Raw genomic sequence first — 17,419 nt, 5'->3', positions numbered from 1 at the left:
GAGCTTCAAGCACACGGTGCAACTGTGGACAGAGTGGGTCTCGCGAGGCCTCTCGGCCACGAAGGATTGCGGGCGGCTATTCACGTTGATCGCACAATGCAGGGTCGGCCATCGACCCGGACGCATCGAGCCGCGAATGCGAAAACGAAGGCCCAAACCCTACCCCTGGTTGAAGGTGCCCCGCGACCAGGCTCGCCGACACGTCCAGAGGCATGGTCATGCCTATGAGCCAAAGTAAGTGCCATTCCCCTTAGCGTGATGTTTCGATCGCCCGGTCTACGTCTTCGATCAGGTCCTCGATGTCTTCGAGACCGACCGACAGGCGCACCAGCGCGTCGGGCAAGCCCGCCTGCTGGCGCTGCGCGGGCGGGATGGCGGCGTGCGTCATCACCGTGGGCAGGCCGACCAGGGACTCGACACCGCCCAGGCTCTCGGCCAGCGCGAATAGCTTCGTCTGGGTCGTGAAACGGATGTTGCGCTCCACCCCGCCTTGCAGCTCCAGCGAGATCATGCCGCCGTAGGCGCGCATCTGCCGGCTTGCGAGCGCGTGATAGGGGCTGGACTCCAGGCCCGGATAGGCGAGCTGTTTGACCTCGGGGTGGGCTGCCAGATGCCGCGCCAGTTGCAACGCGTTGTCGCAATGCTGGCGCATGCGCACCGCCAGGGTTTTGATGCCGCGCAGCACGAGGAAGCAGTCCAGCGGACCCGGCACCGCGCCTACCGCGTTTTGCAGGAACTTGAGTTCCTGGTATAGCGCTTCGTCATTGAGCACCAGGGCGCCGCCTATCACGTCCGAGTGGCCGCCCAGGTACTTGGTGGTGCTGTGGATGACCATGTCCGCGCCCAGCCGCAGCGGTTGCTGCAGGTAGGGCGAGGCGAAGGTGTTGTCGACCGCGAGCCTGGCCTGGTGTTCGTGCGTGAGCTGGGCGATGGCGGCGATGTCGCACACGGTCAGCAGCGGATTGCTCGGGGTCTCCAGCCAGACCAGCCGGGTTTGCGGGCGCAGCGCGGCGCGGATCGCGTCGAGCGAAGTCGCGTCGACGAAGCTGGCCTGGATGCCGAAGCGCGCAAAGACCTTGGTCATCAGCCGGTAGGTCCCGCCATACAGGTCCTGCCCGCAGACCACATGGTCGCCGCTGCTGAGCGATTGCAGCACGGTGGACTCCGCCGCCAGGCCGCTGGCGAAGGCCAGGCCGTAAGTCCCGTCCTCCAGCGCCGCGATGTTCGCCTCCAGCGCGCTGCGCGTGGGATTGGCAGTGCGCCCGTAGTCGTAGCCCTTGTGCTGGCCGGGCGCTTGCTGCACGAAAGTTGAGCTCAGGTACACCGGCGTCATGATCGCGCCGGTGCTGGGGTCCGCCGGCTGGCCGGCGTGAATGGCTTGGGTGGAAAAGCGCATGGCGTGCCTCACTGAATCTGAAATCAGGATCGCGGTGCTGAATCGGGCTTGGCGTCGAGGTAGCCATGCTCCCGCATCCAGTCGTCGTTGTAGAGCTTGCCCAGGTACTGGCGGCCGCCGTCGGGCAGCAGCACCACCATGAGGTCGTTCGGGCCCAGTTTTTCAGCCGCCTGCAGCGCGGCCAGCATCGCGGCGCCCGAGGAGCCGCCGGCGAAGATGCCCTCGTCGCGGGCGAGCCGGCGCGCCATCAGGAAGCTGTCCCGGTCGCTGACCTGGATCACGTTGTCGATGACGTGCCAGTCCAGCGCCTTGGGGATGAAGTCTTCGCCTATGCCTTCGAGCCGGTAGACGTGGGGCTGTACCGTCACCCCGCGGTGGAACAGCTCATGGAAGATCGAGCCTTGCGGATCGACGCCGATTACCCGGATCATGGCGTTTTGTTCCTTGAGGTAGCGGCCGGCGCCGCTGATGGTGCCGCAAGTGCCCATGCCGCAGACGAAATGGGTAACCATGCCCCCGGTGTCGTTCCAGATTTCGGGGCCGGTGCTCGCGTAGTGCGCCAGTGTGTTGTCCGGGTTGTCGTACTGGTTGCAGAGGAAGGCGCCGGGAATGTCACGCGCCAGCTGCTGCGCCACCTGGATGTAGCCGCGCGGATCGTCGGGAGACACGTCGGTGGGGCAGACGATGACCTCGGCGCCCATGGCCCGCAGCATGTCGACTTTTTCCTTCGACTGCTTGTCGGCGATGGTGAACACCGTCTTGTAGCCGCGTCCGGCGGCGAACAGCGCCAGGCCCATGCCGGTGTTGCCCGAGGTGCATTCCACGATGGTCGCGCCGGGGACTATCTCGCCGCGCCGCTCGGCCTGCTGGATCATGTACATGCCGATGCGGTCCTTGACCGAACCGCCCGGGCTCAGGAACTCCAGCTTGGCGTAGACCGCGCAGGACAGGTGCCGGGTCAGCTGGTTCAAGCGCACCAGCGGCGTATGGCCGATCGCGTCCAGGATGCTTTCATATCTCATGGCAGCCCCCATTGGCGTGTTGCGACATGTGAGCCCGGCTGTGGGAGCGGCACGGGCTGCTCATCCACTGTAGTCGCTTCACGCCGGTTCGTGAAGCCGCCCGGTCATTCGTCCTACCTTCTGCCCGCGAACCGGGTCGCCCGGGTAAACGGGAGGGCGTTCAGGGATGTGGCCGTAATGCGCTATCAAAACTATAGTAATGCGGGCGCGTAGCCGCTTTACCGTCCATCCTGCCAACCGCCGCCCAGCGACTGGATCAAGGCCACGGCGGTGGTTTGGCGGTCGGCCATGGCCTGCACCAGCGCGCGGCGTGCGCTCAGCGCGGTGGCCTGCGCGGTGATGACCTCGGTGTAACTGACCTGGCCGCCGCGGTAGCGGTTGAACACCTGTTGCTCGACCTGGTCTGCGGCATCAGAGGCCTGGCGCCGCAAGTCCTGCTGCACCAGCAGCACGCGGGTGGCGGAAAGCTGGTCCTCCACATCCTGGAACGCCGCCAGCACGGCCTGCCGGTAACGCGCCACCGCCTGCTCGTGCGAAGCCTGCGCGCCTTCGACACGGGCGCCGGTGGCTCCCGCATTGAACAGCACCTGCGCGGCCGACAGGCCCAGCGACCAGACGCTGGTGGACGCCTTGAAGAGGTCGGCCACACGGCTGGCGGCGCTACCGGCCGATGCGCTCAGGCTGAGGCTGGGGAAGTAGGCGCTTTTGGCGATGCCGATCTGCTCGTTGGCCTGGGCCACGCGGCGCTCGGCTGCCGCGATATCGGGCCGGCGCTGCAGCAGCGTGGAAGGCACGCCGACCGGAACCTCTGGCACCACGGGTGTCCAGGCGGCGGGCGCGAGCGCGAAATTGCCGGGCGCCTCGCCCACCAACACCGCGATGGCGTGCTCGAGTTGCGCACGCTGGCGCACCAGCCCTGCGGCTTCAGCCCTGGCATTGGCCAATTGGGTTTGCGCCTGCAGCACATCGGTTTTGGCGGCAATGCTGGCCGCGTAGCGGTTTTGCGTGATCTCCAGTGCACGTTCATAACCGGCAATCGTGCTTTCCAGCAAGGCCTTTTGCGCATCGGTCTGGCGCAGCGAAAGGTAGTTGACGGCGAGTTCGCCCTGGGCCGAGAGTTTGGCCGAGGCCAGGTCTGCTGCGCTCGCCTGGGCGCCGGCACTGGCGCCGTCGACGGCTCGACCCAGGCGGCCCCAGACGTCGGGCTCCCAGCTGCCACCTATGCTGAGCTGGTAGTTGTTGCCGATGCGCCCGCCAGCGCCGGTACTGCTGCTACCACTGCCGCTGCTCTTCGAACGGCTGGCTCCGCCGTCGAGCGTGACCGAAGGAAAGAGCGATGCCCGCTGCTCGCGCACCAAGGCACGCGCCTGCGCATAGGCGGCCACCGCCAGCGCCACGTTCTGGTTGGACACCTCGACCCGCGACTGCAGCTGGTCCAGCACCGGGTCGCCAAACAGCGACCACCACGGGCCGCGCTCCAGCGCATCGGCCGGCGCGGCGGGCACCCAGCCTTCGGCTTCCTTGAAGGCGCTGACATCGGCAGTGGCCGGACGCTTGTAATCCGGGCCGACCGCGCAGCCTGTGGCCAGCAGTGTCAGTGCGGCGGCCATCAGGTAGCGGCAGGGGTGCAATTTCAATTCCTTGTACATATCTTTCCACCTTCGGGTGTCATGCTTGCTCCTTCCCCGCTGGGGGAAGGCAGGGATGGGGGCTCCCCTGTTTCGGATTCATGGCCGGTCAATCAGTCAGTCGCCGCAGGCCCCCATTCCAACCTTCCCCCAGCGGGGGAAGGGGCAAGAGGCAAGAGCCAGGTATTGTTCATGGCGGTCATCATTCATTGCAGTTGCAGCGGGGCGCCGGGCGGCGGCACGCCGGGTTCGTCGGGGTGGCGGCTGAGCAGGCGCTCCGACGGGCTGCGGCGGCGCAGCTTGTCGAGCAGTACATAAACCACCGGCGTGGTCAGTAAGGTGAGCAGCTGGCTGGCAATCAGCCCGCCAATGATGGAAACGCCCAGCGGGCGGCGCAGCTCGGCGCCCTCGCCAAAGCCTATGGCCAGCGGCAGCGCACCGAGGATGGCGGCCAGCGTGGTCATCAGGATGGGGCGAAAGCGCAGCAGGCAGGCTTCGCGCACCGCCTGCGTGGCGGAGAGGCCGCGTGCCCGCTCGGCTTCCAGCGCAAAGTCGATGATCAGGATGGCATTTTTTTTCACGATGCCGATCAGCAGGAAAATACCGATCAGCGCGATGATGGAAAAATCCATCTTGAACAGCAGCAGCGCCAGCACCGCCCCCACGCCGGCCGAGGGCAGGGTAGACAGCACGGTGAGCGGGTGGATCAGGCTCTCGTACAAAATGCCAAGCACGATGTAGATCACCACCAGCGCGGCCAAAATCAGCAGCGGCTGCTGGTTTTGCGATTCCTGGGCATCGCGGGCCGACCCGGAAAAACTGCCGCGCACATTGTTGGGCAGACGAATCTCGGCTTCAGCCTGCTTCACGGCAGCCTGGGCATCGCTGAGCGTGCTGCCCTCCGCCAGGTTGTAGGAAATCGTGGTGGAGAGCTCGCCGTCCTCGTGGTTGACCGATGCGGCCTTGGCGTTTTCGCTGAACCGCGCAACGGCCGACAGCGGCACCATGGTGGTGGCCGACGAGCTCAGGGCCTGGCCGCTGGACGGGTCGCGCAGGGCCGGGTTGATGACGGTTGTGGATGTGCCGGATGCGGTAGTCGTGGCGGAGCTGGTGCCCGAGGTGGTGCTTGAAGTTGTGCCTGAGGTTGTGTTTGACGTGGTGAGGCTGCTGGTCTTCGCCGGAACGTAGATGTCCTTGAGCGCCTCGGGGCTGCGGATAAAGCGTGGCGCCACCTCCATGACCACGCGGTACTGGTTCAGGTCGGCATAGATGGTGGCCACCTGGCGCTGGCCGAAGGCGTTGTACAAGGCGTTGTCCACGTCGCGCGAGCTGATGCCCAGACGTGCCGCGCTGTCCTTGTCCACCGTGACCATGGTCTCCACGCCGTTTTCCTGCTGGTCGGTGTCCACGTCGGTCAGCGCATCCTGGCGCTTCATCTGGTCGGCCAGCCGCATCGCCCAGTCGCGCAGGTCGGCCGCGTTGTCACTTTTGAGGGTGTACTGATAGGTCGAACTGCTCTGGCGGCCGCCGCCGCGCAGGTCCTGCACGGTGTTGAGGAAAAGGCTGACGCCCGTGACTTGCGCCAGCTGCGGGCGCAACCGTGCAATGACCGCCTGGCCGGATTCGGTGCGCTGGGCCACGGGTTTGAGGTTGATGAACATGAAGCCGCCGCCCGCCCGCGAGCCGCCGGTGAAGCCGACCACGGTGTCCACGGCCGGGTCGCGCCGGATGATGTCGACCAGCTGCCGCAGCTTGCCCTGCAGGGCCTGAAAGGAAATGCTCCTGTCGGCGCGCAGGCCGGCGTTGATCTGCCCGGTGTCCTGTTGCGGGAAAAACCCCTTGGGCGCCTTGACGTAGAGGTAGACATTAAGCGCAACCACCGCCAGCAAAATCAGCATGACCAGCAGCTTGCTGGCCAGCGCCCAGTCCAGGCTTACCTCGTAGCTGCGGTGCACACGCTGATAAGCGCCTTCAAGCCAGCGCGGGATGAAGGCAAAGCGCCCGGGCCGCTTGCGGGCGCGTCCGGCCGTGGAGGGGGGCTTGAGCATCCAGGCACACATCATCGGTGTGGTGGTCAGCGAGATCAGCAGGGAAATCATCACCGCCGCCGACAGCGTCACGGCAAATTCGCGAAACAGCCGTCCGGTTTGCCCGCCCATGAACAGCAGCGGAATGAACACCGCCACCAGCGACAGGCTGATGGACAGGACCGTGAAGCCGACTTCGCGCGCACCCAGCAGCGCGGCCTTGAAGCGGTCCATGCCGGCCTCGATGTGGCGGCTGGTGTTCTCCAGCACGACGATGGCGTCGTCCACTACAAAGCCGGTGGCCACGGTGAGCGCCATCAGGCTCAGGTTGTTGAGGCTGAACCCGAGCAAATACATCACGCCAAAGGTGCCGAGCAGGGAAACGATGGTGGCCACCGCTGGAATGACCGTGGCGCGCGCACTGCGCAAAAATGCGCTGACCACCAGCACCACCAGTGCAATCGAGATCAGCAGGGTGAGCTCAATCTCGCGGAGCGACGCGCGTATCGAGTTGGTGCTGTCCGAGGCCACCTGCAACTGCACATCCTGCGGCAGCTGGGCCTGCAGCTCGGGCAGCAAGGCGCGTACGCCATCCACGGTCTCAATCACGTTGGCGCCAGGCTGGCGTGTGACCAGCACGATGACGGCCGGGCTGCCATTGAACAGGCCCAGGGTGTTGGTGTTTTCCACGCCATCCACCACCTCGGCCACATCGCCCAGCCGCAGGGCCGCGCCATTGCGCCAGGCCACCACCAGGCCGCGGTAGTCGGCCGCCTTGAGCCCGCCCGTGGCGGTGTTGGCGCCCGAGTAAATCTGCAGGCGTTGGCCATTGCCTTCAATCGCGCCCTTGGGCCGGTTGGCGTTGGAGGCCTGCAGGGCCGCCCGCACATCTTCCATGCTCACGCCATAGCGGTTGAGGGCGAACGGATTCAACTCGACGCGCACGGCAGGCAGCGAGCCACCGCCCAGCTCGACGTCGCCCACCCCCGGCACCTGGGCGATTTTTTGCTGCACCACATTCGACACTTCGTCGTAGATCTGCCCCGGTGAACGGGTTTTGGAGGTGAGCGCCAGGATGATGACGGGCGCTGAAGCCGGGTTGGCCTTGCGGTAGGTCGGGTTGCTGCGCAGCGTGGCCGGCAAGTCCGCGCGCGAGGCATTGATGGCGGCCTGCACTTCGCGCGCGGCGGCATCGATGCTGCGGTTCAGGTCAAACTGCAGGCTGACACGGGTGGAGCCCGTGCCGCTGTTGGAGGTCATTTCATTCACGCCGGCAATCACGCCAAGGCGCCGCTCCAGCGGCGTGGCGACGCTGCTGGCCATGGTGTCGGGGCTGGCGCCGGGTAGCGAGGCGCTGACCGAGATGACCGGGAAATCGACCTGCGGCAGGGGCGAGACGGGCAGCACAAAGAACGCGCCTATGCCGGCCAGGGCGATGCCTATGGTCAGCAGGACGGTGGCGACCGGGCGGCGGACGAAGGGTTCGGAGAGGTTCATGACACAGCTCCCGCTGGGTCGTGGTGCGGTCGGGTACTCGTCGGCAGGGACTCTTGCTTAGGATGGAGGCCGGGGGTAGCCCGGCGGCTAGTAACTTTCTTTTGCTTCGCCAAAAGAAAGTCACCAAAGAAAAGGCGACCCGCGGTCTGGGTCCCTTCGCTGCGCTGCGGGCAACCTGCGCTGCTCGATTCCGGCGGGGGTCCGCAGAACTCGCTTCGCTCAGACAACTGCGGCCCTGATCCCGCCTCCATCTGCGCTGCTCGGCCCAGCCAGAACGGGGCAGTCCGAATACCAAATACCGAACCCCAAGACAAAGACGACCAAGACAAACAAGGACACGCCATGGCGTGTCCTCGTGGTTTCAGGTATTCGGGTTTGGTATTCGTTTGTTTGGTATTCCTTGCCCCCACCCCTTCTGTATGCGCCGAGGAGCGGAGGTTCAGGCGGATCAGGGATCGCGATTGTCTGAGCCGCAGGCGAGTTGAGCGAGACCCCGCCTGGACCGAGCACCGCAGGTTGCCCGCAGCGCAGCGGAGGGACGCAGACAGCAGGGTCGCCTTCTCTTTGCTTACTTTCTCTTGGCGACGCAAGAGAAAGTGAGTCGCCCGCCGGGGCGAGTCCCGGCCGGCGGCCCCAAGAAGACCCCCAGCACCGCCGGCCCCGGCGCCCACCTCAACCCCAAAGCGAGAAACGGCTCTCACACCACGACCTCCACCTTCCGCCCACGCCCAAACCTGCGCCCCATCCGGTCAAACGCCAAGTAAATCACCGGCGTGGTGAACAGCGTCAGCATCTGGCTCACGATCAGGCCGCCGAAGATAGCGAGGCCCAGCGGCCGGCGCAGCTCGGCGCCTTCGCCCCAGCCCAGCATTAGCGGCACTGCGGCAAACAGCGCCGCCAGCGTCGTCATGAGGATGGGGCGAAAGCGCAGCAGTGCCGCCTGGTGGATCGCCTCCTGCGCTGACTTGCCTTCGTTGCGCTCGGCGTCAATTGCAAAGTCGATCATCATGATGGCGTTCTTTTTCACAATGCCGATCAGCAAAATGATGCCGATGATGCCGATCACCCCCAGGTCGGAGCCGCTGATCATCAGCGCCAGCAATGCGCCGACGCCGGCAGAGGGCAGGGTGGAAAGAATGGTCAGCGGATGGATATAGCTTTCATAGAGCACGCCCAGCACGATGTAGACGCAGACGATCGCCGCCAGGATCAGCCAGAGCTGGTTGGACAGCGACGACTGGTAGGCGCCGGCCGCGCCCAGGAAGGTCATGGTCACGCTGCCCGGCATGGTGATGTCTTTGGCCGCCTGTTTGATCTCGCTCACTGCCTTGCCCAGCGAAACACCCGGGGCCGTGTCAAAGCCCAGCGTGGTGGCGGGGTACTGGGCCACATGGGTGATTTGCAGGGGGGCGGGCCGCTCTGCAATGGTCGCAATTGCAGAGAGCGGGGTGGTGATGCCGGAGCCGGTTTTCAGTTGCAGGTTGCCGAGCGCGGCCGGCGTCGTCAGCTGATCGGGCATGGCTTCGAGGATCACGCGGTACTGGTTGGTCTCGGTAAAAATCGTGGACACAATGCGCTGGCCAAAGGCGCTGTAGAGCGCGTCGTCGATGGAAGAGGCCGTGATGGACAGCCGTGACGCCGTGTCGCGGTCTACCGTGATGTAGGCCGCTGCACCGCTGGAGCCGGCATCGGACGCCACATTGCGCACGCTGCCAAGCGTCTGCATGCGCTGCGCGAGTTTGGTGGCCCATTGCACGACCGTGGCGTCGTCGGCACCTTCGATGGACACGCGGAACTGGGTCGGGCCGGTTTCGGCGTCAATGGTCAGGTCCTGCGTGGGTTGCAGGTAGAGCGTCACGCCGGCGACCTTGCCCACGCGCTCCTTCAGGCGGTCCATGGTGGCCTGCTGGCTGCCGCTGCGTTCGCGCTTGAGGTTGATCAGCATGCGGCCGGTGTGCAGCATGGTGTTGTTGGCGGCATCCACACCGATGAAGGAGCTCAGCGTGTTGACATCGGGATCTTCCAGAATGGCTTGGACTGCCGCCTGCTGCAAGTCGGCCATGCGGGCGTACGAAACCGACTGCGCGGTTTCGATGCGGGCCTGCAGCTGGCCGGTGTCCTGGGTGGGGAAGAGGCCTTTGGGAATCACTATATAGAGCAGCACCGTCAGCAGCAGCGTGCCCAGCGCGACCAGCAAGGTGGCGCCCTGGCGCTGGAGCACCCAGCTCAGCCAGCGGTCATAGCGCGCAATCACGCGGTCCGTCAGGGCCTGCAGCCGCGCGCCTGTCTTGCTGCCTTCGCCCGCAGGCAGGAGTCTGAGCCAGCGTGCCGACATCATGGGAACCAGCGTGAGGGAGACTACCGCCGAGATCAGGATCGTGATGGCCAGGGTGACCGCGAATTCGCGGAACAGCCGACCCACCACGTCGCCCATGAAGAGCAGCGGAATCAGCACGGCAATCAGCGAGACGGTGAGCGAAATGATGGTGAAGCCGATCTGCTTGGCTCCCTTGAACGCAGCGGCCAGAGGCTCTTCGCCTTGCTCGATGTAGCGCGAGATGTTTTCAATCATCACGATGGCGTCGTCCACCACAAAGCCGGTGGCAATCGTGAGTGCCATCAGGCTGAGGTTGTTCAGGCTGTAGCCCAGCAGGTACATGGCGCCGCAGGTGCCGATCAGCGAGATCGGCACGGCCAGGCTGGCAATCACGGTGGCGCGCACGCTGTGCAAGAAGACAAAGATCACCAGCACCACCAGCAGCACGGCCAGCAGCAGTTCGATCTCCACATGCAGGACCGAGGCGCGTATGCCGGTGGTGCGGTCGCTCAGCACATCGACCTTCATCGACGCCGGCAAGCCGGTCTGCAACTCGGGCAGGCGCGCCTTGATGGCATCAACCGTGGCGATGACATTGGCGCCGGGCTGGCGCTGCACGTTCAGGATGATGGCCGGTTTCAGACCGCTCCAGGCGCCAAGCTTGATGTTCTCGGCGCTGTCAACCACCTGGGCCACTTCAGAAAGGCGAACGGCCGCGCCGTTGCGCCAGGCAACGATCAGGTTTTGGTAGTCGGTGGCGGCCAGCAGCTGGTCGTTGGAGTTGATGGAATAAGCGCGGGTCGGACCGTCGATGCTGCCCTTGGCGCCATTGGCATTGGCGGCGCTGATGGCGGTGCGCAGCGAGTCGAGCGCCAGCCCGTAAGAGGCCAGCGCCCGGGTGTCTGCCTGGATGCGCACGGCGGGGCGCTGTCCGCCGCTGAGCGACACCAGCCCCACGCCGTTGACCTGGCTGATTTTCAGGGCCAGGCGGGTATTGACAATGTTCTGCACCTCCGTGAGCGGCATGGTGTCGGAGGTAATGGCCAGGGTGAGCACCGGCGCGTCCGCCGGGTTGACCTTGGCATACACCGGCGGCGCAGGCAGGTCGGCCGGCAACAGCGAGCCACCGGCGTTGATGGCCGCCTGCACTTCCTGTTCGGCCACATCGAGCGTGAGGCCGAGGCTGAACTGCAAGGTGACGATGGATACGCCGGCGGCGCTGGTCGAGCTCATGCGCTGCAGCCCGGCCATCTGGCCGAACTGGCGCTCCAGCGGCGCCGTCACGGTTTGCGCCATGACTTCCGGGCTGGCGCCGGGGTAGAGCGTTTGCACCTGGATCGTCGGGTAATCGACCTGCGGCAATGCCGACAGCGGCAGGAACTTGAAGCCGACCAGGCCCGCCAGCACGATGGCGACCATCAGCAGCGAGGTGGCTACCGGCCGGAGGATGAAGGGGCTTGACGGGCTCATGCTGTCTTGACTCCCGCTCTTGCCGGAGTTGCTCCCTCCCTTTCCGGGGACGGGCAAAGGAAGGAGCAATACATGCCCGTCATGAGCCGTCAGCTGGCGAAGCGCGGCGCCGCCGCCGTGGGCCGGAGGCCGGGTCCGCAGGCGCCTCGGCGGCAGGGCCAGAAGCCGATGCGGACGGGGATGATGCGGGCCCGCCGGGACGCTGGCGCTTGCCGGCGAAACCGGAGCCGCCACCACCGCCAGCGGGCTGGTCACCGGGCAGGATCACCTTGGCGCCGTCCTTCAGGCGGTCGGCGCCTTCCGTGATGACGCGCTCGCCGGGCTGCAGCCCGGACTCGATCACAATCTTGTCGACCGTGGCCTGGCCGCGTTGCACGGGCCGCAGGCTCACGGTGCGCTCGGCGGTATTGACCACATACACATAGTCGCCGGTGCTGCCATGGCGCAATGCCGTCACGGGCACCACCACGGCCTTGTCAATGGTCTTGACCAGCAGCTGCACATTGACGAACTGGCTGGGGAAGAGTGTCAGCTTGCTGTTGGCAAAGCGTGCCTTGGCCTTGATCGTGCCGGTTTGCGTGTCGACCTGGTTGTCCAGCGAGGCAAACATGCCGGTGTCCAGCGTGGTGGATCGCGTCCGGTCGAGCGCCGTGACCTTCATGGCTGCGCTGCCGCCAGCGCTTTGCTGCAGCTCGCCAACCTGGTCCTGCGGAATGGAAAACACCACGTCAATCGGGCTGACCTGCGTGATCAGCGCGATGCCGTTGGCGTCGCTGCTGCTCACCACATTGCCGACGTCCACCGTGCGCAGGCCCACCCGGCCACTGACCGGCGCCACGACCCGGGTGTAGCCCAGGTTGAGGCGGGCCGTGCCCTCGGTGGCCTTGTCAATGACGACCGTGCCCTCCAGCTGCTTGACCAGTGCGGCCTGGGTGTCGACTTCCTGGCGGGCAATCGAGTCCTGCTCAAGAAGGGTCTTGAAGCGCTGCAGGGTGACGCGGGCGCTGTCGAGTTGCGCTTCGTCGCGCTGGCGCTGGCCGGAGGCCTGCATCAACGCCATTTCAAACTGGCGCGGGTCTATGGTGGCCAGCAGGTCGCCGGCCTTGACCATCTGGCCTTCCTTGAACAGTACTTTTTCCATGACACCGGACACCTGGGGGCGCACCTTGACGGTGGCCTGCGGTGTGACGGTGCCCAGCGCTTCAAGAACCACCGGAATGCTGGCCTGCTCGGCGGTGGCCACTCCCACCGTGGTGGCGGGCGGGCCCCGCCGTCCGGCAGCGCCCCCCGGCCCGGCTGCTGTATTGCCGGCTTCCGGCGAAGGATGGGTCAGGTGCCAGGCCAGCCAGCCGGTACCGGCCAGGGCCAGCACTGCCAGCACGCCGCCGATGATGGATGCGCGGCGGCTCAATCGTTTACCGGGATGGGGCGCGGCGCTGGTGTGCGGCGTTTCGGCTTTCGGGTCCATCAGCAGTCCTTGTTGCCTGCCACGACAACGGGATCGCCGCGGCATTTATTGTTTATTGTTTGTGTTTGATGGGTGCTATCGGTGTTCTGCATGCTCCGCATGAACTTCAGGATGGCGCATTCCTCGTGATCGCCGCCGGGCCTGCTTCGCATGCTCACAATTAATTATCACTGCAACCCTCCGGGCGCAGGTGTACCGCTCGAAAGCTCTGCGTAAACGTCCGGTAAAGAGAAATGCCCGCCACGTCACCCCCACGTCACTGTTTGTCAGCCGCAGGACGCCAGCGGACATTCGAATCAATGATTGCTATTGTTCTTATAGCGGTTTGTTTCACGTTTGTTTCAGTTTTGTTGGGCTGATGGCTTATTTGTTCTGAAAATGGCCAGGGGTCTGCCCCATTGCGGATTTGAACATCGCTGAAAACGCGCTGTCACTTGCATAGCCACTGGCCGCGGCCACCAAACTCACCGGCGTGCCGCGCGCCAGCAGGGGCAGGGCGTGCGCCAGGATGGCCTGCTGGCGCCATTGGTGGTAGCTCAAGCCGAGTTCGTCGCGAAAGAGCCGCGCCACCGTGCGCTCGCTGGCGCCAATCCCGGCGGCCCACTCGGCCAGCGTGGCGCGTTCCGAGGGCGCGCCCAGCACGGCTTCGCACAGCGCGCGCAGCCGCTTGTCGCCGGTTTGCGGATGGGGTAGGGGTACGCCCAGCGCCTGGGTGTCGGCATGGGTGATCTCGTCAAGCACCAGGCTGCTGAGCAACTGTTCGCGTGCGGCCGTCAGAGGGCGGCCGGCGGGTGCGTCAAGCGCATGAATCGACTCCCGCAGAAGCGGCGACACCACCATGACGCGGCACCCTTCCCAGCCTTCGGGCGTGACGCTCGCATCGATGTAGAGCGTGCGCAACTCGGCGGCTTCCAGCACCGTGACGTGATGCCGCGCACCGGGGGCGATCCAGACCGCGCGCGACGGCGGAACGATGTAGGTGATCTCGCTCCCGGCCTTGTCGCCCTGCTCGGCCGTGACCTGCACGACACCGGTGGCGCAATAGGCCAGTTGAGCCCACGCATGCGCGTGCGGTTTGAAGTGCGTGTCTACCGGCATGGCGCGGGCTCGCACCCGCACGGGGCGCTGCCGGCTGGGCGTGAAGGGGTCGGTGTCACCCACCGGCACGAACTGAAGGCGGGTGTTACGGGCCATGGTGCAGCAGCACCCCGGGGAGAGGGGTGTTTGATGGTTTGTCTGAAATTCGCAGAATCATGGCTTTTTGTCGTATTCCGGCAAGTCAGACCGATACTACGATAGCGCCATGAATACTTCAAGCACTGCGAATGTGGCTGTGGCAGCTGTTACTGCAGCTCCCGCCTCTACTCCGGCCGCTGCTTCGTTGCGGCAGGACGCCAGCATCATCGGCCTGGTGGGAACCGCTCACCTGATCAGCCATTTCTGCCAGCTGTTGCTGGCGCCGCTGTTCCCCTGGCTCAAGGAGGCGTTCAGCGTGAGTTACGCCGAGTTGGGGTTTTTGATGACGATTTTTTTCGTCGTCTCCTGCGCGGTGCAGGCTTTGTCTGGCTTTGCGGTGGACCGTTTTGGCCCGCGCCCCGTTCTGTTTGGCGGGCTGAGCCTGCTCGGCATTGCCGCCCTGGGTTATTCCATCAGCACCAGCTACTGGATGATGGCCGGATTTGCCGTGATCGCCGGTTTGGGTAACGGCGTGTTTCATCCAGTGGACTACACGCTGATCAACCGCAAGGTGAGTCCATCGCGCCTGGGCCATGCCTACAGTGTCCATGGCATCACCGGCAGCCTGGGCTGGGCGCTGGCGCCGGCGCTGGTGGTCACGCTCACTTTTGCCGCGTCATGGCGCGTCGCATTGGCCGTGGCGGGCGTGCTGGTCTTTGCGGTGATGGGGGTGCTGCTGCTGAATCGCGACAAGCTCATGCTCAATGTCACGACGCCTGGCAAGGGGGGTGCCGCACCCGACAGCTCCTTGAGCTTTCTCAGGATTCCCGCGGTGTGGATGTGCTTTGCGTTCTTCTTCTGGTACGCCATTGTGCTGAGCGTCGTGCAGGCCTTTGCACCCGAAGCTGCCCGTCATCTGCATGGCGTGCCCCTGGCGCTGGTGGCCATGTGCCTGACGATCTACATGGTGTGCAGCGCGGGCGGCATGGTGCTGGGCGGCTTTCTGGCCGCCGACCCCGCCCGTTGCGAGCGCATTGTCGGCATTGGCTTCGGGGCGGCGGCAGTTGTAGCGCTGCTGCTGGCCCTGGGCAGTTTTGCCGCGTGGACGGTGCCCGTGCTGTTCGGAGCCATGGGTTTTGCATCGGGCATTGCGGCGCCTTCGCGGGATTTGCTGGTCAAGCGCTCCACGCCTGACAACGCCTCCGGCCGCGTCTACGGCGTGGTGTATGCGGGGCTCGACATTGGCCAGGCTGTCGCGCCGCTGATCTTTGGCGTGATGATGGACCACGGCCAGTACCGCGGCGTGCTGCTGGGTTTGGCGCTGGTGCAAGCGGTGCTGATTGCCAGCGCGTTCAAGGTGCGCAAGGTGCGGCGAACCGCGCAGGCTATCGCCTGAGGCGCGTGCGCTGGATGCCGCTGGGGGGCGCGTTCAATGTGGCGCTGCACGCTTGCAGGCACCCATAAATCCGTTGGAGTCTTGCTCAGGGTAAGGCGTTAGCATAATTGTTTCAAAAGTCACAAATTGTGACAATTATTGCAGTAAGTAGAACGCATGGGTTTATGCGGCTAATAACCGGACGTTGGCCGCGCCGGCGCACACCGTGCCAATGTTATGGGGTATGTCGGGCCCTCTCCTGATAAATCGCCCCCTTCTGATTCGGACGTGCCTCACTGACGTCTATACCTTCTTTCGACTCGTATGAGTGGAAAAACGGGGGATGGCGGGGCGCTACAACTGGTTGCAAACTTTCACCAACGGATCGAGCCGGGCTCGCCGCAGGGGTGAAAGTCCACGCATTCATTGACACCAGCAGAGCCGAAGGAGAGTTGACATGGCTGATATTACGAGCGGAATTATTACCTCGTTTTCCAACACGCCCCAAGCGCAGAGCGACTTATACACAGTTGCTGCGCTCAGCGCGCTTACCAGTGGGGGGCTTACCGAGGACGGCGGTTGTGTCATCTTGAATGTGATGGCGAACGACCTTGGCGGCAACGCAAAAGTGCTTTGGTCACTAGACAATGCAGACAGTGCATCTACAGGCACCAAAACCTACGCTCCCAGCGATCTATTAGTTCGGGACACAGGTGGGGCTGATGATTTGACACCCGACACCAGCCAGTGGGGTGCAAAAATCTGGATTACATCCGACGGAAAAGTTGCCTATCAGATGACTGAAGCCAGTAAGGCGCACTTTCAGTCACTCGCTGCCGGCGAAGTGGGGCTGGATACGTTTACCTATGCAATCCGCATGTCCAACGGGGCGTTGAGCTGGTCGACCGTTACGGTGCAAATTTTGGGCAGCAATGACGGGCCGGTGATTGTGACGGGCAATGCGGCCTACGACGTGAGCGAAACCCTGACCGAGACCAATGCGGCATTGAGCACCAGCGGTCGTGTGGTGTTCAGCGACGCAGACGCGGGTGACACGCCCGAGGCCGCCCTGCATGCCAGCGCGGTGGTGGCCAGCGGCATCGTTCTGGACGCGACGCAGCAATCCGCCATCGCCGCCGGCTTCAGCGTCACCAACGCCGCCACCGGCGCGTGGAGCTACAACCTGGCCTCGCCGGATTACCTGGCCGTGGGCGACAGCGTGACGGCGACCTTCACGGTGCGCGTGACCGACGATACGGGCGCGTTCGTCGACCAGGACGTGGTGATCACCATCAACGGCAGCAACGACGGCCCCGTGATCGTGACGGGCGATGCGGCCTACGACGTCTCTGAAACCCTGGCCGAGACCAACGCCGCGCTGAGCACCAGCGGTCGCGTGGTGTTCAGCGACGTGGACACGGGCGACACGCCCGAGGCCGCCCTGCATGCCAGCGCGGTGGTGGCCAGCGGCATCGTCCTGGACGCGGCGCAGCAATCCGCCATCGCCGCCGGCTTCAGCGTCACCGACGCCGCCACCGGCGCGTGGAGCTACAACCTGGCCTCGCCAGATTACCTGGCCGTGGGCGACAGTGTGACGGCGACCTTCACGGTGCGCGTGACCGACGATACGGGCGCGTTCGTCGACCAGGACGTGACGATCACCATCACCGGCAGCAACGACCAGCCGACGCTGACGATCGGCGACACGGCCGGCGCGATGAACGAAGGCAACGGAGCGGCCCTGCTCACCGACAGCGGCGCGCTGAGCTTCGCCGATGTGGACGCCAACGACGCGGTCACGGTCAGCCAGAGCTCCAACGGCGACATCGCCTGGAGCGGCGGCACGCTGGCTGCGGGCGTGGCCTCGGCGCTGGTGGCCGGCTTCTCGGTCGACCAGGACAGCTGGGACTACAGCGCCAGCCAGAACCTGGACTTCCTGCGCGCCGGTGAAACCATCACCTTCTCGTACAACGTGGTGGCCACCGACGACTCGGGGGCGGGCAACGCCGCCTCGGCGGCCACGACGGTGACGATCACCATCAC

9 protein-coding genes and 1 pseudogene are annotated in these 17,419 nt (G+C 65.0%); 3 read left to right on the top strand and 7 right to left on the bottom strand.

Going from position 1 to position 17,419, the window contains the following annotated elements; all coding sequences use genetic code 11:
* A pseudogene (locus AC1DS5_RS24815) lies at positions 1 to 238 on the top strand (IS4 family transposase); the annotation flags it as partial.
* Positions 239 to 250: 12 nt separating this feature from the next.
* Here the strand turns inward: AC1DS5_RS24815 and AC1DS5_RS24810 are convergent.
* The 7 genes from AC1DS5_RS24810 to AC1DS5_RS24780 form a co-directional block, all read right to left on the bottom strand.
* Entirely contained in the window at positions 251 to 1,396 is a 1,146-nt protein-coding gene (locus AC1DS5_RS24810) for a cystathionine gamma-synthase (RefSeq protein WP_477720906.1), read from the bottom strand.
* 23 nt (positions 1,397 to 1,419) lie between these two features.
* Positions 1,420 to 2,418: a PLP-dependent cysteine synthase family protein gene (locus AC1DS5_RS24805; protein WP_477720905.1), complete on the bottom strand. Its 999-nt coding sequence runs from the start codon at positions 2,416 to 2,418 to the stop codon at positions 1,420 to 1,422.
* 218 nt (positions 2,419 to 2,636) lie between these two features.
* Positions 2,637 to 4,067 carry an efflux transporter outer membrane subunit gene (locus AC1DS5_RS24800; protein WP_477720904.1) on the bottom strand — a complete coding sequence of 477 codons (1,431 nt, stop codon included), beginning with the start codon at positions 4,065 to 4,067 and terminating at the stop codon, positions 2,637 to 2,639.
* Positions 4,068 to 4,252: 185 nt separating this feature from the next.
* Complete coding sequence (locus AC1DS5_RS24795; protein ID WP_477720903.1) at positions 4,253 to 7,570, bottom strand: efflux RND transporter permease subunit; 3,318 nt, start codon at positions 7,568 to 7,570, stop codon at positions 4,253 to 4,255.
* A 697-nt stretch (positions 7,571 to 8,267) separates the two neighbouring features.
* The gene (locus tag AC1DS5_RS24790) at positions 8,268 to 11,357 is read right to left on the bottom strand and encodes an efflux RND transporter permease subunit (RefSeq protein WP_477720902.1); all 3,090 of its coding nucleotides are present in this window, start codon (positions 11,355 to 11,357) and stop codon (positions 8,268 to 8,270) included.
* Between the two features lie 79 nt (positions 11,358 to 11,436).
* Entirely contained in the window at positions 11,437 to 12,825 is a 1,389-nt protein-coding gene (locus tag AC1DS5_RS24785; RefSeq protein WP_477720901.1) for an efflux RND transporter periplasmic adaptor subunit, read from the bottom strand.
* A 363-nt stretch (positions 12,826 to 13,188) separates the two neighbouring features.
* Positions 13,189 to 14,019: an AraC family transcriptional regulator gene (locus AC1DS5_RS24780; RefSeq protein ID WP_477720900.1), complete on the bottom strand. Its 831-nt coding sequence runs from the start codon at positions 14,017 to 14,019 to the stop codon at positions 13,189 to 13,191.
* A 109-nt stretch (positions 14,020 to 14,128) separates the two neighbouring features.
* Between AC1DS5_RS24780 and AC1DS5_RS24775 the strand changes: the two genes are divergently transcribed.
* Both AC1DS5_RS24775 and AC1DS5_RS24770 read left to right on the top strand, forming a co-directional pair.
* Positions 14,129 to 15,397 (top strand): MFS transporter, encoded by a 1,269-nt coding sequence (locus tag AC1DS5_RS24775; protein WP_477720899.1) that lies wholly within the window; start codon positions 14,129 to 14,131, stop codon positions 15,395 to 15,397.
* Positions 15,398 to 16,172: 775 nt separating this feature from the next.
* Positions 16,173 to 17,419 (top strand): VCBS domain-containing protein (locus AC1DS5_RS24770; protein ID WP_477720898.1); only part of this gene is annotated, 1,247 nt, incomplete at its 3' end.

This window comes from Polaromonas sp. P4_H1, from assembly GCF_056400945.1.
Note: the sequence above shows the minus strand (reverse complement) of the source record. Positions and strands in the feature narration are given on the sequence as shown.

Bases quoted from the DNA above. Each gene is read 5' to 3' on its own strand.
- AC1DS5_RS24800 (WP_477720904.1), bottom strand. From the start codon at position 4,067: ATGTACAAGGAATTGAAATTGCACCCCTGCCGCTACCTGATGGCCGCC.
- AC1DS5_RS24810 (WP_477720906.1), bottom strand. From the start codon at position 1,396: ATGCGCTTTTCCACCCAAGCCATTCACGCCGGCCAGCCGGCGGACCCC.
- AC1DS5_RS24790 (WP_477720902.1), bottom strand. From the start codon at position 11,357: ATGAGCCCGTCAAGCCCCTTCATCCTCCGGCCGGTAGCCACCTCGCTG.
- AC1DS5_RS24795 (WP_477720903.1), bottom strand. From the start codon at position 7,570: ATGAACCTCTCCGAACCCTTCGTCCGCCGCCCGGTCGCCACCGTCCTG.
- AC1DS5_RS24805 (WP_477720905.1), bottom strand. From the start codon at position 2,418: ATGAGATATGAAAGCATCCTGGACGCGATCGGCCATACGCCGCTGGTG.
- AC1DS5_RS24785 (WP_477720901.1), bottom strand. From the start codon at position 12,825: ATGGACCCGAAAGCCGAAACGCCGCACACCAGCGCCGCGCCCCATCCC.
- AC1DS5_RS24775 (WP_477720899.1), top strand. From the start codon at position 14,129: ATGAATACTTCAAGCACTGCGAATGTGGCTGTGGCAGCTGTTACTGCA.
- AC1DS5_RS24780 (WP_477720900.1), bottom strand. From the start codon at position 14,019: ATGGCCCGTAACACCCGCCTTCAGTTCGTGCCGGTGGGTGACACCGAC.